Consider the following 20,493-nt stretch of genomic DNA (forward strand, 5'->3'; position numbering starts at 1 on the left):
TGTTGACGACAAGGAGTTCCCACGTGCAGTCACAAGCGCGCAGTATATCCGTCCGGCGGGACGACGTTGTTGGTTTCATGCGGTTGATGTTGCTGGCCTTTGCCGGGATGCTGCTTGTATTGGCGCAGTCAGTGGCCGCCCAGGCGCGGGGCGAAAGCCTGGCTCCGCTGGCCGATAAGATCAGCCCAGCGGTGGTCAACATCACCACTTCGACACTGATTGAGGGACAGACCGGCCCACAGGGGATCGTTCCCGAAGGCTCTCCGTTCGAAGATTTCTTTCGCGAGTTTCAAGACCGTAACGGGGATGAAGATAACCGCCCCCGCCGCAGCAATTCGCTGGGCTCGGGGTTTGTGATATCCGAGGATGGTTTCATCGTTACAAACAACCACGTTATTGCCGAGGCTGATGAGATACTGGTCGAATTCTTCCCGGGCGACGGTCAACCGAAGAAAGAACTGCCTGCGAAAGTGATCGGTACGGATGAAAAAACCGATATCGCCCTTTTGAAGGTCGAAGCCACCGGGCCGCTGAAATACGTCAAGTTTGGTGATAGTGACATTGCGCGCGTTGGCGACTGGGTGATTGCCATGGGCAACCCGCTGGGGCAAGGGTTTTCGGTTTCGGCGGGGATCGTCTCGGCGCGGAACCGCGCGCTCAGCGGATCTTATGACGACTATATCCAGACTGATGCTGCGATTAACCGGGGGAACTCGGGCGGGCCGCTGTTCAATATGGATGGCGAGGTGATCGGCGTGAATACGGCGATCCTGTCGCCGAATGGCGGTTCGATCGGGATTGGCTTCTCGATGGCCTCGAATGTGGTGGTCAAGGTTGTCGACCAACTGCGCGAGTTCGGCGAGACCCGCCGCGGTTGGCTGGGTGTCCGCATTCAGGACGTGACCGAGGATATGGCCGAGGCGATGGGCCTGGACAAGCCGGGTGGCGCACTGATCAGCGATGTACCCGAGGGCCCGGCCAAAGAGGCTGGCCTGTTGGCCGGTGACGTGATCCTCAGCTTTGATGGTGTCGAGGTCGATGACACCCGTGGATTGGTACGTCAGGTTGGTGAGACAACGGTTGGCAAGTCGGTCCGTGTGGTGGTGCATCGGGATGGCAGCACGCAGACAGTGCTTGTGACTCTGGGCCGCCGCGAAGATGCCGAGCGGGCCGAAAGCGAAGAGGGTGAAGCCGAAGAAGCCCCGGTTGAGGAAAATGCCGATATTCTGGGGCTGACGATATCGCCCGTGACTGAAGCCCTGCGTGCTGATTTGGGGCTGGAGCCGGATACTGAGGGGCTGGTTGTGACCGAAGTGGACGAGGCGTCAGAAGCCTATGCCAAGGGTTTGCGCGCCGGTGATCTGATCACCGAGGCTGGCCAGCAGAAGGTCACTGCGATTTCTGATCTCGAGGACCGAATGGAAGAAGCCCGCACGGCCGGGCGGAAGTCACTGCTGCTTTTGGTGCGGCGCGGTGGAGATCCACGCTTTGTCGCGCTGAGCCTTGAAGAGTGATCTCTTAGGTTGAACAAACAGAAAGGCCAGGGCACCTGCTCTGGCCTTTTTTCTGTGCTGAAAAAAGATGAGCCACACGCCGGGGAAGGCGTATGGCTCTGGTACAGGGAGAGGTCAGTGGACAGATATCGGGGATGATTCTCTGACCTCCTACGGTAACAGTTCCTAACGTAATCTTAATGCGATCCGTCGTATGTGAAGCAGGTCACAACAGGTCAAATGAGGTCGGAATCCGCCAGTTCCCGCAGTGCCTCAAAATCATGGATCATCAGGCCGCCCCGCGAAGCTTCGACAACCTTGTCGCGTTTCCAGGTTGAAATTGTCTTTGAGACAGCTTCGCGCGTGGCACCAACGAATTCGGCCAGCTCGCTTTGGGACAGGGTAATGCGAGTGGTTGGATCGTCTTGAAGGTTGGACAGATGCAGCAGTTTGCGCGCAAGCCGGATAGGCATCGGCAAAAAGACCTGTTCATTCAGTTGCGACCCCATCCACCGCATGCGCAAACCGGCCAGTCGGATCATATCCACCGCAAGGTCAGGATGTTGGCGGATCTGGTTCATGACATCGGACCTACGCACACGCAGCACCCGAGAGGCCTCGGCCGCGGCCACGGTTGCGGTGCGGGGGCCATTGTCGAACAAGCCGATTTCACCAAAGACCTCGCCAGGCTTCATCAATGTCAACGAGAGTTTTCGACCGCTCATCGCCAAGAAGGACACCTCTAGCGTGCCGGCAAGAATCGCATAGAGGGCATCCCCTTCATCCCCTTGTTCGAAAAGGATATCACCAGGTTCGAGAGAAATCTCTGTCGCCTGTGCCGAGAGCATTGATCTCAGCCGGTCTGAAGCTTCGGATAGAAAGCCACTATTTGGGAAAGCCGTCATTTGGTGTGGTGCTCCGGCGGGAAAAGGTGAGTGGTGACACAACTTTTCATAGCCCAAGCGTTTAGCCAAGGATTTTGTTAGGTTTTAGGGCTCTCGCGCTTCACGGAAAAGTCATCCGAAGGGCGGTTGAGAATTTAGCCGTCATTGATGATCGGGATCATCCATATAGCTTTGCAACAGGCTGAACTGCAGCATGAGGAACGCCATAAGGGCAATGGGGAATCCGAAGGTCTCAATCTTGACCCACAGGTCGGTCGACATCGTGCGCCACACGAATTCATTTGCGACGGCCAGAACAGCAAAACACGCACACAGACGACGGGTCAGGATCATCCAGCCTTCGTGTTTCATGGGCAGCATCTCGTCCAGAACATAGGCAAGATAGGATTTCTTTTGCAGCAGCCCGATCCCCAGGATCAGAGCAAACAGGCCATAAACAAGCGTGGTTTTCATCTTGAAGAACCGCTCGTCATTGAACCAGGCGGTCAGGCCGCCGAAGAAAATGACCATGAAAGCTGTAAATATCTGCATCCGGCTTAGCTTGCCGGTCAAGTACCACAGGATGCCCATTGCCCCCAGCATCAGCGGCACAAAAATGATCGTGGCAATGATAAAGCCGGAATACTCGATGCCGCCGATCATAAAGCTGTCATCGCGCAAGCGCAGGTAGATGAAGAAAAAGGCTAGCGGAGGCCCCAGTTCCAGCACCTGTTTCAGAAATGGATTTATGTCGGTCTTGCCTGTCATGTCTCTTGTCCTGCTGCTTACCCGCCCATTTCAACTATTACAGCGCCGAGTGCAATCAATGCCATCAGCGCGATCCGCCTTGGGCCGACGGTTTCTTTCAGAACCAGCCAGCCGATCAGGGCGGCAAAGACGGTGGAGGTTTCCCGCAGAACGGCGGCTTCGCCGACCTTGTCCAACCGCGTGGCCAGCATGATGGCTCCGAAAGATAGAGGGGCGATGATCCCGCCGGCGATGCCGCGCAGCGCCAAGGGTCCCAAGGCCGGGCGATGGGCCATCGCGCGCCAGCGAAAGAACGCATAGATCGGCATCGTCGCCCCGTCGATCATGAAGAACCAGGCCAGAAAGGTGAACGGATCGGCCGTCGCACGAATGCCATAGGCGTCATAGGTGGTATATAACGCCACAAACAGGCCGGTTGCGAGGGCCAAGGCTAGGGCGATCCCAAGCGTTTCGCGATTGGTTTCGAGAAACCGCAGATTATAGGCCGCAAGCCCGAATATCCCGGCCAGCAAGACCGCGACACCAAACCATTGCGTGGCAGAGAAGGTCTCGCCAAACAAAAGATAGGCGCCGAAAACGGTGAACAGTGGTCCGGTGCCGCGCACGACGGGATAGACCACCGTGTAAGAGCCCTTGGTATAGGCCATTGCCTGCAGGGTCTTATAGGCGATGTGGATCAGCCAGACGGTGGCGAAGATTGGCCACATATAGGGTTCGGGCCAGGGCACCACAAAAAACGCGAAAGGTGCAGCCAGAAGACAGTAGCTGGCGTCTATGGCCCCGCGGGACAGCCACGGGTCGTGACGGCCTTTTTGCAAGGCTCCGAACACCGCGTGCAAGAAGGCGGCCATCAGCGCGAGCCCGAGGGCAAGGTCATGGCCCTTGGGCGTGCCTTCCAGAGAGATGAGCCAGTCGCTCAAGACATCGACCTTTCGCGGGTGGAGAGGGTGGGGGACTGTCTGCCCCCCACACCCCCCGAAGATATTTTTAGCCAGTTGAAGTTCGGATCAGCGTTGATCGAGGCCGGTTAGAGCCGCGGCGAATTCTTCGGGATCGAAAGGGGCGAGATCATCGATCTGTTCTCCGACGCCGATTGCGTGAATGGGCAGGCCGAACTTGTCGGCCAGTGCCACCAGCACGCCGCCTTTTGCGGTGCCGTCCAGCTTGGTCATCACCAGGCCGGAGACATCGGCCAGTTTTTGAAAAGTATCAACCTGGCTGAGTGCATTCTGACCGGTGGTGGCGTCCAAAACCAAAAGGGTATTGTGCGGTGCGGTTTCGTCGACTTTGCGGATCACCCGGACGATCTTGGCCAATTCCTCCATCAGGTCGGCACGATTTTGCAGACGACCGGCGGTGTCGATCATCAACAGATCGGCGCCATCCTCTTGTGCGCGGGTCAACGCGTCGAAGGCCAGGGAGGCGGGGTCCGAGCCTTCGGGGGCTGTCAGGACCGGAACGCCTGCGCGGTCGCCCCAGACCTGCAGCTGTTCTACGGCGGCTGCGCGGAAGGTGTCTCCAGCTGCGATCACTACGTTCTTGCCGGCCGCCCTGAACTGGCTGGCTAGTTTGCCGATCGTGGTGGTCTTGCCCGATCCGTTGACGCCAACGACCAGTACCACCTGTGGGCGTTTGGAATAGAGCGGCATGGGCTTTGCAACGGGTTCCATAACCCGGGCGACTTCCTGCGCCAGAAGCTGCTTGATCTCTTGTGTCGAAAGTTTGCGGCCATAACGGCCCTCGGCCATATTGGCGGTGACGCGCAGCGCTGTGTCCACACCCATGTCGGATGCAATCAACAGCTCTTCAAGCTGTTCCAGCATGTCGTCATCCAGCGTGCGGCGAACTGTTGTCTCGGTCTCGGCGCGCCCGAAAAGCCGCCCGAGCATGGATTTGGACGGAGCAGACTCGGCTGTAGTGGCCACCGGTTTGGCAACTGCCTGTTCCGGTGCCATGTCCGGTTGCGCGACTTCGGGTTCCGGTTCGGAATGCGGCGCTGGTGGGATTGGATCCGGTGCAGTTGTTTCCTCGCCCCCATCTTCAACGATGGCATCCAACCCCTGTTCAAGGCGGGATGAGGATTTGAACAGCTTGTCCTTGAGCTTTGAGAATAGCGCCATTTTTGGTCTCCGCAGGTGTTCCTCTCACCTAATGCGGAATTGCAGCAGTTGCAAAGGGTCAGAGGAAGGCGATCAGAAGACCGGCTTGCGCCCCCCAATACAATACCCAAACCAGATAGGAGGTGAAACGGCGGCTGGGATGGTCCGCTGGCAGAAGAAACTTCTCAGTCGCCAGGATCAGGTCGGACGCGATAAAGGACAACGCCGCAGGTAAAGCCCAACGCAGCGCGCCTGTCGCGGGCAGGGCCAGGACCGTGATACCCATGCCCAGAATGATCGGAATATACCCGAGAACGGGCCATTTCAGGTCTCCGGCACGCGGCGGTAATAGGGTGACAACGACAATACCGAGGAGGATCAAAGACCAGAAATATCCGGGCTTCTCCAGAATAAGCGCGGCGTCGCTGGCCGAATGGGACAAGAACAGCCCGATATAGGCCAGATGACCAGTTGCAAAGGCACCGATCCCGGCCATGAAGGTGGCATCACTTTCCCGGGACAGAAGGGCGTCCCCCAGCGCACAGAATGCCAGCGCAAGGATCAACAGAAATGGAGCGCCACTTTGGGCGGCAATGACCGCCAGAACTGCGACGGATAAGGTCTTTAGGATTGACCGAACAGCGCCAGCGCCACGCGAGGTCAATGGCAGGTAAGCCAGAGCGCAAGCTGTCGCAATCAGAAAGAGGGCATTGGTCATAGAGTTATCTCCGCAGCATGTACTGAACACTTTCGCAGCGCATAACCGCAAAACTCAATCGGTGACGTGAAGGCACCCGGTTGGAATGAAAAGGGAATTGGCCTAGCGGCCTGCCATCTGACAGAATGAACCCATGCTGAAACGAATTGCGATTCTGTTGTCGTTGGCTGCCCCGGCGGTTTGTGCCGACACATCCCTGTCCGGCGCCGAATTTGACCGCTATACGCTGGGAAAAACCCTGTTCTATGGCTTTGAAGGCAGGATTTATGGGGTCGAGCGTTATCTGCCGGATCGCCGCGTGATTTGGTCTTTTCTGGATGGGAACTGCAAAGAAGGGCTCTGGTACGAGCAGGAAGGACAGATCTGTTTCGTCTATGAAGACCGGCATGACCCGCAATGCTGGGTATTCACCGAATCTGGCGGCGGTCTGATCGCTCAGTTCGAGGGAAATCCTGAGATGACCGAACTATATGAGAACGAAGACACAGACGCCGAGATGGTCTGTTACGGTCCTGAAGTCGGTGTCTAGCCTGTGCAGGGGTCAGAACAACGACCCCTGATCCGGCGCATCCTTTTTCGGCGGCTTTTTCGAAGTTGACGGTGACGCGGTAGACGGGCCGGTCTTCAATTCGCCATCTGCAAATTCAATGTCAAAGGATTGGTGCTTTGCCGCCTGTTTACGAGTCGTCAGCACCTGTCCTTCGGCGCGTACGACCGCATATCCACGTTGCAGCGTTGCCTTGTAGCTTAGCGTTTCCCGCAGCCGGTCTGCGGTTTCCAGGGATTGACGCATCCGGTCCAGACGCGCGGCTTGCGCTGTACTCAAGCGTTCGGCTAGGCGGTTGATGTTTTGCCGTTGGCTGTCGATTTCGCGCTGGATCGGCCGGACAGACAGGCGCGACGAAAGGCTGCGCAGTGTTTCCTGTCGGGTTCCGACCAGTGAGCGTAATGTGGACGGGCGCAGATGGGCGGACAGTTTCACAACTTGAAGGCGGCGGTTTTGTACGCCGCGCTCAAGTGCTGGTGTCAGTCGGTCCGCAATTAAATCAAGGCGTTGTCGCGGGTTGTTCAACAAGCTATCCGGGCGTGGTAATGCGCGGGATAAATCCCGCAACCGTTGCGACCGTCTTTGCACAGCGTCCGTGGCTGCACGGGACAGGCGGGCGCCTTGCTCTCCGGTCCAGGCCAGAAGTTCCATGCGGACAGGCACCGCAAGTTCGGCTGCGGCTGTGGGGGTTGGGGCCCTGCGGTCCGACACAAAATCAATCAGGGTCGTGTCGGTCTCGTGCCCAACGGCCGAGATCACCGGGATCTCTGATGCCGCCGTAGCGCGGGCCACGATCTCTTCGTTGAACCCCCAGAGGTCCTCGATTGACCCGCCACCACGGGCGACGATGATCAGGTCCGGTCGTGGCAGCGCACCGCCAGGAGTCAGTTGGTTGAAACCAGTAATCGCGTTCGCCACCTCAGGCGCGCAATTCGAACCTTGCACGGCGACAGGCCAGATCAACACTTTGCGCGGAAATCGGTCACGCAACCGGTGCAGGATATCGCGGATCACCGCGCCCGAGGGTGAAGTCACCACGCCGATGATCTGAGGAAGATAGGGCAGAGGCTTTTTACGCTCGGGTGCGAACAGGCCCTCGGATTCCAACTGTTTCTTTCGCTTTTCAAGCAGGGCCATCAGGGCACCCTGTCCGGCCACCGAAACCTCATCCACGTTCAGATTGTATTTGGACTGCGCTCCAAAAGCGGTCAGGCGGCCTGTGACGACCACTTCCAGACCTTCCTCGGGAACCACGGACAGGGCAGCAACCTGGCCTTTCCAAGTGGTGCAGGCCAGTACGTTCTTGTCGTCCTTGATGTCATAGTACAGATGACCAGATCTGGCTTTGAACACGCGACCGACTTCACCCCGAACACGGATTCGGCCGAAACTGCCTTCCAGCGTCCGCTTCACCTCGCCCGAGATGTCGGAAACAGTGTATTCTGGGGTATTTTGGCCGGGAATGGGGTCGTCAAGCAGGTCGGACATTTCAGCGCCTTGTGTCAAATGCCCGGCCAGCTTAGAACGCGCGGAAGGCAAGGCCAAGCAGATCGGAGAGCAGTCATGAACATCCTCATTCTCGGCAGTGGTGGGCGCGAACACAGCCTGGCCTGGGCGGTGATGCAAAACCCGAAATGCGACCGCCTGATTGTGGCGCCGGGCAATGCCGGGATCGCCCAGATTGCCGAATGTGCAGCGCTGGATATCGAAAACGGCGGTGAGGTGGTCAGGTTTGCGGATGAGAACGCGATCGACTTTGTGATCGTCGGCCCCGAGGCGCCATTGGCTGCGGGGGTTGCGGATCGTTTGCGCGAGGCCGGTGTCCTGGTTTTTGGCCCCTCGGCCGCGGCTGCACGTCTCGAGGCGTCCAAGAGCTTTACTAAAGAGATCTGCGACGCCGCCAATGCTCCAACCGCAGGATACGCCCGGTTTACCGAGGCCGAGCCAGCCAAAGCCTATATCAAAAAGAAGGGCGCACCTATCGTCGTCAAGGCTGATGGCTTGGCCGCGGGCAAGGGTGTGATCGTTGCGATGGACGAAGCGACGGCCTTGGATGCGATCGATGACATGTTTGGCGGAGCCTTTGGTGGTGCCGGTGCCGAAGTTGTGGTCGAAGAGTTCATGGAAGGTGAAGAGGCATCTCTGTTCGTGCTATGCGACGGGGAAAGCATCCTGTCCATTGGCACGGCGCAAGACCATAAACGGGTAGGCGAGGGCGATACCGGTCTGAACACCGGCGGCATGGGCGCGTATTCTCCGGCTCCTGTGTTAAGCGCTGTAATCGAAGAGCGCGCGATGAACGAGATTGTGCGCCCCACCATGGCAGAGATGAAGCGGCGGGGTACGCCGTTTCAGGGCGTTCTTTATGTTGGCTTGATGATCAAGGACGGCCAGCCACGGTTGGTTGAATATAACGTGCGTTTCGGCGACCCGGAATGTCAGGTGCTGATGATGCGCCTGGGCGCGCAGGCGATGGACCTGATGCACGCCGCAGCAGAAGGCCGGTTGGCCGAGGCGCGTGTAAACTGGGCGGATGATCACGCCTTGACGGTAGTCATGGCCGCAAATGGTTATCCGGGCTCCTACCAAAAAGGCAGCGTGATCAAAGGGCTGGATGACGTATCTGAAGATAGCGGCAATATGGTGTTTCACGCAGGAACCAAAGAAGCCGACGGTCAGATCGTCTCTAGTGGTGGCCGGGTATTGAATGTCACCGCACGCGGACGGAACCTGCAGGAAGCGCGTGACCGCGCCTATGAGCTGATCGACGGGATCAACTGGCCAGAGGGGTTCTTTCGCCGGGATATCGGATGGCGGGCGCTTTAATCGCGACGGCTCCCGCGCCCAGCCACTGCATCAGAGATGCAGCGTCAATGGGCTTGGGCCGGGCAGCCCTCTGACGCGGGCTGCAGTCAGGGCGAGGGTACGCAGTTAAGCGCAGAGGTCATTGCTTTCGGGCTAAAGGGGGCGACCAGATGCTGCACCCAGCCATTGTCAAAGCGGATGCTGACAATTTCGCGCCAGTCCGCAGACGCGACAACCAGTTCCGGGCCATTGCCACAGTCGCGCAGACCCCCTGTGATGAAATCTTCGCCGATCCGATGATTTGTCAGCCTTGGTAGAGCGGCAATCTGGATTAATTCGCCGTCGACAAAGCGCCAAATGCGCAATGTCTTGGCCAGATGAGGGCGGTCGATATAGGCGATCTCGATATTGCCATCCCCATCCAGATCCGCCGCCCCGACCGGAGCAAGCCATCGAAAGCGGGTACCGATATGCGGAGTTGCGGCGATTTTGTCCCCTCTGGCATCATAGATGGCCAACTGAGCGCCCGCTTGATCCTGAGATTCAACGACAATGGCCTCGGGGGTCCCGTCCTGATCCACGTCCACAAGCCGTGGAGCGAGATCTTCAAATACGCGATCAGATGGAAGACGGATGGTCACGTTTCCGCTTTGGGTAGTCAGCTCCAACGCGCCATATTCGATGTTATCACCCAGAACTCCGTGGGCGTAACGTGTTGTCGGCTCGGTGAAACGAGCGGCTGAGACGGTCTCTGCCAGTGCCAACGGGGCATGGCCCGTCAGCCAGAAGCACAACGTCAGCGCTGCGCCGCGGGCCTGACCCTGCCAAGTTCGGTAGGGTAGGCGCGGCACTTTGCAGGGCATCAGATCTGTTTTTCCGGCATCTGAACGATCAGGCCATCCATCTCGTCTGTGACTTTGATCTGGCAGGTCAGGCGCGAACGGGCAGGGTCGGGCTCATAGGCAAAGTCCAACATGTCTTCTTCCATGTCATCCTTGCCGGGAATTTTCTCAACCCAGTCGGGGTGGATATAGACATGGCAGGTCGAACAGGCACAGGCGCCGCCGCAATCCGCTTCGATGCCGGGAATGTTGTTGTCACGGGCTCCTTCCATGACGGTTAGTCCGTTGGCGACCTCGACAGTGTGCTCGGTACCGCCATGCTCGACATAAGTGATCTTTGCCATTGCGTGCGTCTTCCTCTTGCGATGTTAGATCCTTCCTTAGTCAAGGCATTTAGGTGTTTCCAGCCTCATTTGCGACTCGATGTGCCGCGTCTGGGAATTCTTGGCCTTTGTTCCCCTCCCGTTCTTCTGCTCGCTGTATTTTTACCCGCAGCTACTGACTGGAATTGGCGTAGCCTGTCAGCGGCTGCCCGCTGTGAGGTCGAGGGTCAATAATACGCCGATTGCCGAGGTCATGAGGTTTTGCTGGAAAGCGAATTGAACGCCAAGGGTTCTGCCCATGCAAATAGCCGAGACCATCGGCGCTGGGGTAAGGGTGGGATGCCACTGCGCAGGACGGCCAGTCTCAGGGCGTTTGGGCTACGTAACAATGCCTGATAAACTTGCAACGCACCGGGGCGTGTGTAGCTGGACCAATGGCTGAACCTGCGTCTGGAGGCATGGATCGCAAAGGCGTGATGCTCCAGATGATTCAGCGTGTCCAGGCAATCCAGTTGCAGCGTGATAGCATTCGGGGCGGTCAAGCCGCTGCCTATGCTGCGATCGCCTTGTTCAGGCGGAGGGATCAGGCATTCGTAAAGAAAATCAAACAGATCATTTTCGCGGCTCGTAATATTAATGAATTCCGCCCGTCTACCCGCCGGAGTGGCCAGCGCTCTTAACGCGCGACTCTGATAGGCGGCTCCGGTCAACGAGATGATGCGGCTCAGGGATCCGGGTCGGATGTGATGCAGGGCTTCAAGCGCCAATTCGGTCCCCATCGAGTGGCCAATAAAGTGGATCGGACGTCGCGGGTTCAGATGGTGCAGTTCCCGGATCAATTCGGCCAGAACACGTCCGGCCTCGTGCGCCCGGCGGAGGGCACCCCAAAACGATCCCCGTGCATTCCAGCCAAAGGCAATGCCCAGCCCTTCGGTTTGCAAACCAGTGCCAAAACCAAGTTGCCGCGGCCAGCTGCAGAAAGATGTTGGCGAGGATGTCCGGGGCAGGGACAAGAAATGTTGGTGCGGGCAGGCCTTGGCCCGGCCTGGCCGGAACCTGTACCCATGTGACATGAGGATGACCGGGCCTTGGATGTGCCGGGTCTGACATAGCAGGCTGAAGGGGGACTGTGGGCTGTTGTGCAGCGTAAGCGTGTCGCCGGTCGCGTTGATCCGGATTATTGGCATTCTCACAGCCTCATACAAGATGTTGTGGCGGCAATATCCCAACAGCCTATGCCCCCTAGGTGAAGGGATTGTTACAGCTGCGCGACGTTGCGGGGGCGGGGTTGACGATACTGCAGCCGCGGCGTAATTCAGCATCACCACGTGGCGATTTGTTACCGGATTGCGGGCCACGCTAAACAACACCGCTAAAAGGTCAGGATGAAAGACCCCTTTCGCTTGGCCGCGTCTGGGGTTTTTTGTTTACGTCCCTCAAGGGGCTGAAAGGAATGACATGAGCGAGAGCTGGAACAAGCGCACACAAGCCGTCCATGGCGGCACCCGCCGCAGCCAATACAACGAAGTGAGCGAGGCGATTTTTCTGACCCAGGGATTTGTCTATGATACGGCCGAGCAGGCCGAGGCGCGGTTCATCGAAACCGGCCCTGATGAGTTCATTTACGCTCGTTATGGCAACCCGACAGTTTCGATGTTTGAACAGCGTATCGCGGCTCTGGAAGGGGGCGAAGACGCTTTTGCCACCGCCTCTGGAATGGCTGCGGTGAATGCGGCACTGACTTCGATGTTGCAAGCCGGTGACCACGTTGTTTCTGCCAAGGCTCTGTTCGGGTCGTGCCTGTATATTCTGGAAAACGTGCTGACCCGGTTCGGGGTTGAAGTGACCTTTGTGGACGGTACCGATCTTGACGCATGGGAGGCTGCGATCCGCCCGGACACCAAAGCGGTTTTCTTCGAATCCATGTCCAACCCGACGCTTGAGGTCATCGACATCTCAGCCGTTTCCCTTCTGGCCCATGCGGTTGGTGCAACGGTCATCGTGGACAATGTGTTTTCGACCCCAGTTTTCTCGCGCGCGATCGCTCAGGGGGCTGACGTGGTTGTCTACTCGGCGACCAAGCATATTGACGGGCAGGGCCGCGCCCTGGGTGGTGTCATCATCGGCACCAAAGAGTTCATCCGTGGTACGGTCGAGCCCTATATGAAACACACCGGAGGCGCGCTTAGCCCCTTCAACGCGTGGATCATGCTGAAAGGGCTTGAGACCATGGCCTTGCGGGTCAACGCACAGGCCGAAACCGCCCAGAGGATTGCCGAGGCGCTAGAGGGCCATCCGGCGTTGGAGCGGACGCTTTACCCCGGTCTGAAGTCTCATGCGCAGAATGATCTGATACAAACGCAGCTTGGCGGCAAAGGCGGGACAGTGCTGTCGTTGGATATCAAGGGCGGAAAAGAGGCGGCATTTTCCTTCCTTAACGCCCTGACGATTCCGGTGATTTCGAACAATCTGGGCGATGCCAAGTCGATTGCGACCCACCCGGCAACCACCACACATCAAAGATTGAGTGACGACCAAAAAGTTGAGCTGGGCATTGCTCCGGGCCTCATCCGGTTCTCAGTAGGTTTGGAAGACGCCGATGATCTTCTTGCCGATATCAAGCGCGCATTGGACGTTTCTCAGCAATAGGGGTGTCTGCTGGACTGTTAGGCATAGTTCGAAAACGGTTTGTGACTTGTGCGCATGATGCGCCCATCACGAAGTTTCGATCCGGGCTGTGTTTCGGCGCGTATACCATTAGACTGGAAATCGCGTCGAACATATATATAGTCCGGCGACCAACCCGAGGAGCCCTGATCGATGAACGTGTATCCCCGTGACATTGATGACGCCCCCAACAATGATGAGGCCGCGGCAGCGTTGAAAACCCTGCGGAAATGGGCCGAGAACGCGACCGAGGCAGATATCGGTCAGCTTGATCCTGCTGTCGCGCGGCTTGTGCCGGGGCTCCTGCCGGTCAACTACCCATCCCTGTCGCGGCATTACCCCGAGGGGTTTGCTGTGGATGAGGCCTACCGCGCCTCGTTGCCTGACCTTCAGAATGGACCTTCCAGCCTGATCCGTGGGGCAAAGCAACAGATTCAACATGTTGGCATATCGAATTTCCGCCTGCCGATCCGGTTTCACCGCAAGCAGGGCGACGACCTGACGCTGGAGACCTCAGTGACTGGCACTGTCAGCCTTGATGCGGAAAAGAAGGGCATCAACATGTCCCGTATCATGCGTTCGTTCTACAAACATGCTGAGCGCACGTTCAGCTTTGAGGTGATCGAGGCTGCGCTGAACGACTATATGACCGATCTGGACAGCTTTGACGCACGTATCCAGATGCGGTTCTCTTACCCGGACAGGACTCAAAGCCTGCGTTCGGGTCTGGAAGGCTATCAATATTACGATATCGCGCTGGAACTGGTTGAACAGAATGGCGTGCGCCAAAAGATCATGCATCTGGATTATGTGTATTCCTCGACGTGCCCATGTTCTCTGGAGCTCAGCGAGCATGCGCGGTCTACACGAGGGCAACTGGCGACGCCGCATTCGCAGCGCTCGGTTGCGCGGATATCGGTTGCGGTCGATTGCGATGCCGATTGCCTCTGGTTCGAAGATCTGATTGCGCTGTGTCGCAGGGCGGTGCCGACCGAGACGCAGGTCATGGTCAAACGTGAAGATGAGCAGGCATTTGCCGAGCTGAACGCCGCAAACCCGATTTTTGTCGAAGACGCGGCACGCCTGTTTTGTGCCGAACTTTTGGCCGACCATCATATCGGCGATTTCCGCGTGATCGCCAGCCATCAAGAAAGCCTGCACAGCCATGATGCCGTTTCTGTTCTGACTGAGGGCCCGACCTTTGTGTCCTCTAGCCTGGATCCGAGACTGTTTACGACATTGTTTCACGTCGGATAGGCGCTAAACTTTTGTAAAACCTTGATTAAGTGTCGATGCGGTGAAATTTCGCCGCATTGCAGCGATAAATGCTGCAAGCGCGAAGTTCTTGCTGTAAACTGTCCTTGAATGCAGCCATCCCGTGGTCACTGTTCTGGTGATCATTTCACTCAATCAGGAAGCCGGCACGTGCGACGCCAAGGACTGCAAGGCAACGTAATCCGCCCGTTTAGTCAGGGCGGGCAGGGTTCTTTACTCATTCGCGGGTTGCATCACTTTCACAGGAGAACAACCTCATGAACCCGTTTACCCAGCCATTTGAATTTCAGGCAGCAGCAATTCGATTTACCGGTGAGGCAATGACCAACCATTTGAAAATCATGCAAATTCTGACCAACTCTGCGATTGAACTGCCCTTCGCCCAGGTTCAGGCCCTGCGTGTCGCCTCCGAAAAGACTGTTGCTGACGTGAAGGCACCTGAGTTCAAATCTCAGGCGATGCCTGTGGTCAATGCTGATCCGCAACCTGCGGCAAAGGTCAAAGTGGCCGTCCAGAAGAAGGCAGAAGTCAAGGCAAAGGCCGAATCGCCCAAGCCCGCCCTGGCGAAACCTGTGACAAAAGCCAGAGCGTCGGGGGGTGCGAAAAAGGCACAGACCAAATCCGCGGCAAAACCTGCAGTGGCAAAAGCCGCAGCCCCAAAAGTCGCAGCTAGGTCCGCTGCCCCCAAAGCCGCTACGGCAAAGCCTGCTGTTACCAAAACCGTAACTGCCAAATCTGAAACGCCCAAAGTAGAAGCCGCTAAACCTGCTGCAGTTAGGCCTGCAGTGGTAAAATCTGCTGCTCCCGCCGCTGCGATCGACGCTGCTGTTGCAAAAACCGCAGCTGTTAAACCCGTAGCGTCCAAGGTGAAGGCAGATCGGGTCGCAACAGCCAAACCTGCACCCGCAAATCCGGCCGCGTCGAAGACTCAGGCGGGACAGGCGGCAGCTGCACGCCGGTCACGCGCGCCTTCGAAACCGCCCGTGATGCCCGTCTCGAGCGGCAAAACCGAAAAGTAATCGGGACATCCGCTTGACACAGTCGTGCAGGCGCGCCAACGCTGCGCCTCATGACGGACATGCGCCCGGTAGGATATGTGATTGGCCTGTTGGTCGCCATTCTTGGGGCGACCATGATGTTGCCCATGCTTGCGGACCTTATCGAGGGCCGCGGCGAATGGCATGTTTTCCTTGAAAGCAGCGTTATCACCATTCTGACCGGCGCTGTCCTTTCTATGAGCTGCTCAAATGGCGTTGGCGAAGGGTTGACGATCCGTCAGACCTTTCTGCTCACGACCGGCGTTTGGGTGGCTTTGCCTTTTTTTGGGGCAATTCCTTTCCTGTTTGGGGAAACCGAGTTGCGCTTTGTAGATGCCTATTTCGAGGCCATGTCTGGCCTTACGACCACGGGCTCGACCGTGATTTCGGGGCTCGACGGGCTGCCGCAGGGGTTGCTTTTGTGGCGCGGTGTGCTGCAATGGCTGGGCGGTATCGGGATCATCGTTGTTGCAATGGTTTTTCTGCCCGAGCTTCGGGTCGGAGGAATGCAGATCTTCCGTTCGGAAGGTTTCGAAACCATGGGTAAGATCCTGCCGCGGGCGCAAGAAATCGCAGGCCAGATTTCCCTGATCTACGTGTTCCTGACCGTGGTCTGCGCGCTTGTTTACACCGGTCTTGGCATGAGCTTTTTTGACGCCGTGGTTCATTCTATGACCACAATCTCGACCGGTGGGTTTTCAAACTATGATGCATCGTTCGGTACCTTCTCGGGTCCGGCGGAATATGCGGCGTCGATTTTCATGATCCTCGCTGCCCTGCCATTTGTGCGTTATGTTCAGTTTGCCAATGGCAGCACCGGCTCCCTGTTCCGCGACAGTCAGATTCGGGCGTTTTTGGCCACGATCGTGGTTCTTGTAGCCGTCATGGCGGTGTTTTTGACCTCTGTCTTTCCGCATCACTGGGAACAGGCGGTGCGGGAATCGCTGTTCAACATCACGTCGATCATTTCAGGTACCGGTTATGCCAGCGTCGATTATATGGGTTGGGGCAGTTTTCCAATCATGGTGTTCTTCCTGATTGGCCTGATCGGAGGGTGTGCAGGATCAACTGCCTGTTCGATCAAGATTTTCCGCTATCAACTGCTGTTTGCATCCATCAAAACTCAAATCCGGCGTATCCGTTCACCGCATGGGGTGTTCATGCCTCTCTATGACGGGCGTCCCATCGGAACGGATGTCCTGACTTCGGTCATGAGCTTTTTCATGTTCTTCGTATTGTCTTTGGGCTTCCTGGCATGGGCGCTGGCGCTGACCGGGCTGGATTTCATTACCTCTGTATCGGGTGCAGCAACAGCATTGGCCAATGTTGGTCCCGGCCTTGGGGATCAGATCGGACCAGCGGGAAATTTCAGCGGGCTCAGCGATACAGCCAAATGGCTACTATCTGCGGGGATGCTGGTCGGTCGGCTTGAACTGCTCGCGGTCTATGCGCTGTTCACAGTCCATTTCTGGAGAAGTTGATGAAAAGACCACTTGGCGCTCAAATCTCGCACATGCTCCGGGATCGGGGTGTTGATGTGATTTTTGGTATCCCCGGCGTCCATAATCAAGAGATGTATCGCGGGATCGAAGAAGCAGGCATCACCCATGTTCTTGCGCGGCACGAGCAGGGGGCCGGTTTCATGGCGGACGGATATGCGCGTGCAAGCGGCAATCCTGGCGTGGCCTATGTGATCACTGGGCCTGGGCTGTGCAACATCATGACACCCATGGGGCAGGGGTATTCGGATTCGGTGCCAATGCTGGTGCTGTCCTCCTGCCTTGATGATGATCAGGCGCTGCAGGGACAGCTTCATCAGATGAAGGATCAACGTGCCGCCGGAGAAACGGTCGCGGATTGGTCGTTGCAGGCTAGCACTGCTTCGGCCGCCTATGGCCTGGTTGAACGTGCTTTCGAAGAGTTCGCGCTGAGCCGCCCCAGACCCAAGCATATACAGGTGCCGATTTCGCAGCTTAAGGCACAGGCTGACCCGGCCCCATTCCCGAACCAGCCGGGTTTGCGGACAAAGGCTCTGCCGCCGGACGTCGCGCCGGTCTTGTCGATGCTGAACATTGCGCGCAGGCCGCTGTTCATTCTGGGAGGCGGTGCAAGATCAAACCTGTGGCGGCAGATTCTGACACAGATCGGAGCGGCCTGTTTCACCACCTATGCGGGGCGTGGAATGGTGGGGTTGGATTATGCGTTGGATTTTGGCGCTGCCTTGTCTCGCCCCGAAAGCGCCCAGATCATCGCCTCCGCCGATCTTGTGGTGGTCGTCGGAGCCGAGCTGGGTGAGGTCGATCTGTGGCGCGATGCGCTGGGGCATACGGCCAATATGATCCGCATTGATCTGGACCCTCAGGTCCTGTCGGACCGTCATCGGGCCTCTGTCAAGTTGCAGGCGGATGGCGAAAGCTTTGCCCACGCGATGTGGGCGTCTATTGACCATGTCAAACCGGCAAATGGCTGGTCCTCGGATGAGGTCTCCGAAGCCCGCAGTAAATGGCGCGCCGAGATTGACGCAGAACGGCCCGGAATTGTCCCGGTGTTGGATGCCTTGCGTAAGGCAATGCCAGCGGATGTGATGGTGTATTCGGACATGACCCAGTTCGCCTATGTTGCCAAGGGGGTGTGGGAAATGCCCTTCCCCTATCATTGGCACCACCCGAACGGCTTTGGCACGCTGGGCTATGCGTTGCCGGCTGGAATAGGTGGCGCTATCGCGCGGCCGGGCAGGCCGACTGCTGTGATTGCTGGGGATTATGGCTTTCACTACACGATGATGGAATTGGGTGTGGCGGTAGAGCTGGGTTTGCCCCTGCCGATCATTCTTTGGGACAATGGCAAGCTGAAAGAGATCGAAGACAGCATGGTGGGCAGTCAGATCGCCCCGAATGCTGTCGTTGCGCGTAACCCTGACTTTTGCAAACTGGCCGAGGCATTCGGCGCCTTGTCTGCTGCGCCCTCAACACTGGAAGACATGCAGTCTGCGGTGCGAAAAGCGTTTACCGCTAAGGGGCCGACATTGATCCGGATCACTCCGGACATATGGCGCGCAGAATAAAAAACGCCGCCCGGATGGGCGGCGTTAATGCGCGATTTTACGAACTCAATCCCAGCATTGTACCAGAACAGTCATCCCATTTGCCCGGCGGCTAAGCTCATTGGGTGAGACCTGCGTGGCGGCGGTGGCGCTGGATTGACCTGCCAGCCCAGCCCTGCTCAGCGCCTTGTTCAGGCTCTCTGTATTGGCAGACAGGCTGACCGAGGCGGGCAGGGTCCGCCCATTCGTCGGGGTCGGCAAAAGCATCCCGACCACCTGACCGTTGCCGTCAAACACGGGGCCTCCTGCATCGCCGGGTTGGGTGGCCAGCGCCAGACGCTTCACGCCATCCTCACCGTTCAGGCCGCGCAGGTCGGCGATCTGCCCATATGACAGCGTCGGACCGCCCAAAACGCCCTGATACGAGAATCCGGAGACCGCAACCTCGGACTGAATCCGCGGCTTGGTGCTGCTGAACTCGGCCACGCTGATCGGGGAAAGGTCGCGGCTTGGCCGCAGAACGGCGATGCCGAGATTGGGATCGGTCGAGGCGACCTCAAGCTCGTGCGCGCCGTCCAGCGTGATCCGCGAGCAGCTATCTGCCGCCTCGGTCACGGTCAGGACGGTGCCTTTGGCATCCGCAAAGAACCCCGAGCGTGACAGGCGCGGTTTGCGAACCTGCAGGCCGGATACAAGATCAATGCTTTGCGCAGCGTCTGATCCGGCGGCGGCGTCAAGAACCGCATCAGTGGTGCTAAAGCCCGCTTTCATGGCGGCAAGAACGCGGGTACGGCGCGCCTCGTCCCCTTCGGGCCAGACCAGGGTAAAACCTTTGATCTGACCATCTTTCAGCTTGGCCTCGGTATAGGACACAATGTCATTGCCGCGACCTTCCAGCGTAAAGCTGTCACCGCGCAGCTGGCGAGGGCCTTCAAGCGGAACGATTTCCAGCGACTGCATGACTTCAAAAAGGGCCCGCAGGGTTGCTTTGGTGCCATCCTGACTGATCAGCAGGGCCTGAGCATTCAGGTCGGTCGAGCCGTTGAAATGCACGAAGGGGGCCTCGTAACGGTCGAATGCAACAACACCCAGCGGCATGGCCATCTCGATACCTGCCTGTGGGTCTGTGTAGAGCTGCATTCCCGCGCTGATTAATGGCGCGTTATAGTCATCCATCAAGGCCTTGCGCTGTGCCGTGGTCAAAACCCCGGTCGCCTCGTATCCGTTGAAACTTTGCCAGTCGCCCATCGAGCGGCGTGTCCCCTGACCAAAGGCACCGTCAATCGTCGAATTGTAGAAACCGGCTGCCTGAAGTGCGGTTTGAAGGCCCATACGCTCCTGCGCGTTCAGCAATCGTTCGCTTTGCAGCGCTTGTGATCTGGTTTCATCGGCAATTTGCGGGGTTGCCTCGGCCACTGGTTGTTCCGGTTCAGATGCGACCGGCGCTGTCACAGCGGCCTGGTCCTGAGTATTCGCACTGACCGGCCAGAACTGCTGCCCCAGTGTGTTCGAGAAGGCGATAAAGCTGTCGGCTGGAATTTGCCCCTCTGCGCGGTACACCCGCAGAACTTGCTCGGCATCGCCGCGCAGATACGGGCCGATCACAATGGCATACCAGCCCGAATTCAGGCGAAATCCATTCACGTCTGGCAACGCGCCAGAATAGGCTTGTGCGCGTTCCTGAGCTTCACGCAGCGAAGGCTGCGCCTCGACCTGGACCCAAACACCTCCGTCTTGCTGCGCAAATGATGCCCGCACGCCGAAAAGAAAAAGAACTGAAATTACCGTTAGTATGCGTCTCATTGTGTGCCTGTGTCCGCGGTGTTTTTCTGCGATGAAGAGTACGCGATATGCGGGTTGAAACACCATGCCTGGAATACGGGGAATTTCCAGTTTGGCCGCTCAGTGGCTTCCCGGGCACACTGTCCCGTTGACGCCCCTTGGCCCCTTGCATAGGAAGGGCAAAACCCACCGGAACAGGGCGCAATGGCG

Annotated in this window: 18 protein-coding genes and 1 riboswitch; of the genes, 8 read left to right on the forward strand and 10 right to left on the reverse strand. The window is 57.9% G+C overall.

The window, feature by feature from the left end; genetic code table 11:
• Positions 1 to 77: 77 nt before the first annotated feature.
• Positions 78 to 1,514, forward strand: a complete 1,437-nt coding sequence (locus tag AC2FLB_RS11380; RefSeq protein WP_496709354.1) for a Do family serine endopeptidase — start codon at positions 78 to 80, stop codon at positions 1,512 to 1,514.
• A gap of 215 nt (positions 1,515 to 1,729) precedes the next feature.
• Here AC2FLB_RS11380 and AC2FLB_RS11385 read toward each other — a convergent pair whose 3' ends face one another.
• From AC2FLB_RS11385 to AC2FLB_RS11405, 5 genes are all read right to left on the reverse strand, one after another.
• Positions 1,730 to 2,398: a Crp/Fnr family transcriptional regulator gene (locus tag AC2FLB_RS11385; RefSeq protein WP_142634564.1), complete on the reverse strand. Its 669-nt coding sequence runs from the start codon at positions 2,396 to 2,398 to the stop codon at positions 1,730 to 1,732.
• A gap of 141 nt (positions 2,399 to 2,539) precedes the next feature.
• Entirely contained in the window at positions 2,540 to 3,145 is a 606-nt protein-coding gene (locus AC2FLB_RS11390) for an inner membrane-spanning protein YciB (protein ID WP_142634562.1), read from the reverse strand.
• A 17-nt stretch (positions 3,146 to 3,162) separates the two neighbouring features.
• On the reverse strand, positions 3,163 to 4,065 hold the full coding sequence (locus tag AC2FLB_RS11395) for an EamA family transporter (protein WP_496709283.1): 903 nt from the start codon (positions 4,063 to 4,065) through the stop codon (positions 3,163 to 3,165).
• Positions 4,066 to 4,152: 87 nt separating this feature from the next.
• Positions 4,153 to 5,265 carry a signal recognition particle-docking protein FtsY gene (ftsY, locus tag AC2FLB_RS11400; RefSeq protein WP_496690770.1) on the reverse strand — a complete coding sequence of 371 codons (1,113 nt, stop codon included), beginning with the start codon at positions 5,263 to 5,265 and terminating at the stop codon, positions 4,153 to 4,155.
• Positions 5,266 to 5,323: 58 nt separating this feature from the next.
• Positions 5,324 to 5,962 carry a lysoplasmalogenase family protein gene (locus tag AC2FLB_RS11405; RefSeq protein WP_496690769.1) on the reverse strand — a complete coding sequence of 213 codons (639 nt, stop codon included), beginning with the start codon at positions 5,960 to 5,962 and terminating at the stop codon, positions 5,324 to 5,326.
• A gap of 133 nt (positions 5,963 to 6,095) precedes the next feature.
• Between AC2FLB_RS11405 and AC2FLB_RS11410 the strand changes: the two genes are divergently transcribed.
• Positions 6,096 to 6,491, forward strand: a complete 396-nt coding sequence (locus AC2FLB_RS11410; RefSeq protein WP_496690768.1) for a hypothetical protein — start codon at positions 6,096 to 6,098, stop codon at positions 6,489 to 6,491.
• A 12-nt stretch (positions 6,492 to 6,503) separates the two neighbouring features.
• Here the strand turns inward: AC2FLB_RS11410 and xseA are convergent, their stop codons facing one another.
• Positions 6,504 to 7,997 carry an exodeoxyribonuclease VII large subunit gene (xseA, locus tag AC2FLB_RS11415; protein WP_496704887.1) on the reverse strand — a complete coding sequence of 498 codons (1,494 nt, stop codon included), beginning with the start codon at positions 7,995 to 7,997 and terminating at the stop codon, positions 6,504 to 6,506.
• A gap of 75 nt (positions 7,998 to 8,072) precedes the next feature.
• Between xseA and purD the strand changes: the two genes are divergently transcribed.
• Positions 8,073 to 9,335 (forward strand): phosphoribosylamine--glycine ligase, encoded by a 1,263-nt coding sequence (gene purD / locus AC2FLB_RS11420; RefSeq protein WP_496709284.1) that lies wholly within the window; start codon positions 8,073 to 8,075, stop codon positions 9,333 to 9,335.
• Positions 9,336 to 9,421: 86 nt separating this feature from the next.
• Here purD and AC2FLB_RS11425 read toward each other — a convergent pair whose 3' ends face one another.
• From AC2FLB_RS11425 to AC2FLB_RS11435, 3 genes are all read right to left on the reverse strand, one after another.
• Positions 9,422 to 10,177 carry an FG-GAP repeat domain-containing protein gene (locus AC2FLB_RS11425; protein WP_496709285.1) on the reverse strand — a complete coding sequence of 252 codons (756 nt, stop codon included), beginning with the start codon at positions 10,175 to 10,177 and terminating at the stop codon, positions 9,422 to 9,424.
• Complete coding sequence (locus AC2FLB_RS11430; RefSeq protein ID WP_142634548.1) at positions 10,177 to 10,500, reverse strand: 2Fe-2S iron-sulfur cluster-binding protein; 324 nt, start codon at positions 10,498 to 10,500, stop codon at positions 10,177 to 10,179. Before AC2FLB_RS11430 ends, AC2FLB_RS11425 begins: the two co-directional genes overlap by 1 nt.
• A gap of 230 nt (positions 10,501 to 10,730) precedes the next feature.
• Positions 10,731 to 11,666 (reverse strand): alpha/beta hydrolase, encoded by a 936-nt coding sequence (locus AC2FLB_RS11435; protein ID WP_496700693.1) that lies wholly within the window; start codon positions 11,664 to 11,666, stop codon positions 10,731 to 10,733.
• Between the two features lie 131 nt (positions 11,667 to 11,797).
• Positions 11,798 to 11,875, forward strand: a riboswitch (SAM riboswitch).
• Between the two features lie 62 nt (positions 11,876 to 11,937).
• On the opposite strand from AC2FLB_RS11435, the gene metZ reads away from it, so the two are divergent.
• From metZ to AC2FLB_RS11460, 5 genes are all read left to right on the forward strand, one after another.
• Positions 11,938 to 13,128: an O-succinylhomoserine sulfhydrylase gene (gene metZ, locus AC2FLB_RS11440; RefSeq protein WP_496690763.1), complete on the forward strand. Its 1,191-nt coding sequence runs from the start codon at positions 11,938 to 11,940 to the stop codon at positions 13,126 to 13,128.
• A gap of 171 nt (positions 13,129 to 13,299) precedes the next feature.
• Positions 13,300 to 14,403 (forward strand): GTP cyclohydrolase FolE2, encoded by a 1,104-nt coding sequence (gene folE2, locus AC2FLB_RS11445; RefSeq protein ID WP_496678170.1) that lies wholly within the window; start codon positions 13,300 to 13,302, stop codon positions 14,401 to 14,403.
• Positions 14,404 to 14,678: 275 nt separating this feature from the next.
• Positions 14,679 to 15,440: a hypothetical protein gene (locus AC2FLB_RS11450; protein WP_496709286.1), complete on the forward strand. Its 762-nt coding sequence runs from the start codon at positions 14,679 to 14,681 to the stop codon at positions 15,438 to 15,440.
• A gap of 50 nt (positions 15,441 to 15,490) precedes the next feature.
• Positions 15,491 to 16,939, forward strand: coding sequence for a TrkH family potassium uptake protein (locus AC2FLB_RS11455; protein ID WP_496709287.1), 1,449 nt, complete (start codon positions 15,491 to 15,493; stop codon positions 16,937 to 16,939).
• Positions 16,939 to 18,522, forward strand: coding sequence for a thiamine pyrophosphate-binding protein (locus tag AC2FLB_RS11460; protein ID WP_496709288.1), 1,584 nt, complete (start codon positions 16,939 to 16,941; stop codon positions 18,520 to 18,522). The genes AC2FLB_RS11455 and AC2FLB_RS11460 overlap by 1 nt, the downstream gene beginning before the upstream one ends.
• Before the next feature lie 45 nt (positions 18,523 to 18,567).
• On the opposite strand, the gene AC2FLB_RS11465 is transcribed toward AC2FLB_RS11460, so the two are convergent.
• Positions 18,568 to 20,304: a serine protease gene (locus tag AC2FLB_RS11465; RefSeq protein ID WP_496709289.1), complete on the reverse strand. Its 1,737-nt coding sequence runs from the start codon at positions 20,302 to 20,304 to the stop codon at positions 18,568 to 18,570.
• Positions 20,305 to 20,493 lie beyond the last annotated feature (189 nt).

The sequence above is a fragment of the Ruegeria sp. CDSA236 genome (assembly GCF_059611285.1).

Coding starts and splice junctions, on each gene's coding strand:
- AC2FLB_RS11380 (WP_496709354.1), top strand. CDS start 78: ATGCGGTTGATGTTGCTGGCCTTTGCCGGGATGCTGCTTGTATTGGCG.
- AC2FLB_RS11385 (WP_142634564.1), bottom strand. CDS start 2,398: ATGACGGCTTTCCCAAATAGTGGCTTTCTATCCGAAGCTTCAGACCGG.
- AC2FLB_RS11390 (WP_142634562.1), bottom strand. CDS start 3,145: ATGACAGGCAAGACCGACATAAATCCATTTCTGAAACAGGTGCTGGAA.
- ftsY (WP_496690770.1), bottom strand. CDS start 5,265: ATGGCGCTATTCTCAAAGCTCAAGGACAAGCTGTTCAAATCCTCATCC.
- AC2FLB_RS11405 (WP_496690769.1), bottom strand. CDS start 5,962: ATGACCAATGCCCTCTTTCTGATTGCGACAGCTTGCGCTCTGGCTTAC.
- AC2FLB_RS11410 (WP_496690768.1), top strand. CDS start 6,096: ATGCTGAAACGAATTGCGATTCTGTTGTCGTTGGCTGCCCCGGCGGTT.
- xseA (WP_496704887.1), bottom strand. CDS start 7,997: ATGTCCGACCTGCTTGACGACCCCATTCCCGGCCAAAATACCCCAGAA.
- purD (WP_496709284.1), top strand. CDS start 8,073: ATGAACATCCTCATTCTCGGCAGTGGTGGGCGCGAACACAGCCTGGCC.
- AC2FLB_RS11425 (WP_496709285.1), bottom strand. CDS start 10,177: ATGCCCTGCAAAGTGCCGCGCCTACCCTACCGAACTTGGCAGGGTCAG.
- AC2FLB_RS11430 (WP_142634548.1), bottom strand. CDS start 10,500: ATGGCAAAGATCACTTATGTCGAGCATGGCGGTACCGAGCACACTGTC.
- AC2FLB_RS11435 (WP_496700693.1), bottom strand. CDS start 11,666: ATGCCAATAATCCGGATCAACGCGACCGGCGACACGCTTACGCTGCAC.
- metZ (WP_496690763.1), top strand. CDS start 11,938: ATGAGCGAGAGCTGGAACAAGCGCACACAAGCCGTCCATGGCGGCACC.
- folE2 (WP_496678170.1), top strand. CDS start 13,300: ATGAACGTGTATCCCCGTGACATTGATGACGCCCCCAACAATGATGAG.
- AC2FLB_RS11450 (WP_496709286.1), top strand. CDS start 14,679: ATGAACCCGTTTACCCAGCCATTTGAATTTCAGGCAGCAGCAATTCGA.
- AC2FLB_RS11455 (WP_496709287.1), top strand. CDS start 15,491: ATGACGGACATGCGCCCGGTAGGATATGTGATTGGCCTGTTGGTCGCC.
- AC2FLB_RS11460 (WP_496709288.1), top strand. CDS start 16,939: ATGAAAAGACCACTTGGCGCTCAAATCTCGCACATGCTCCGGGATCGG.
- AC2FLB_RS11465 (WP_496709289.1), bottom strand. CDS start 20,304: ATGAGACGCATACTAACGGTAATTTCAGTTCTTTTTCTTTTCGGCGTG.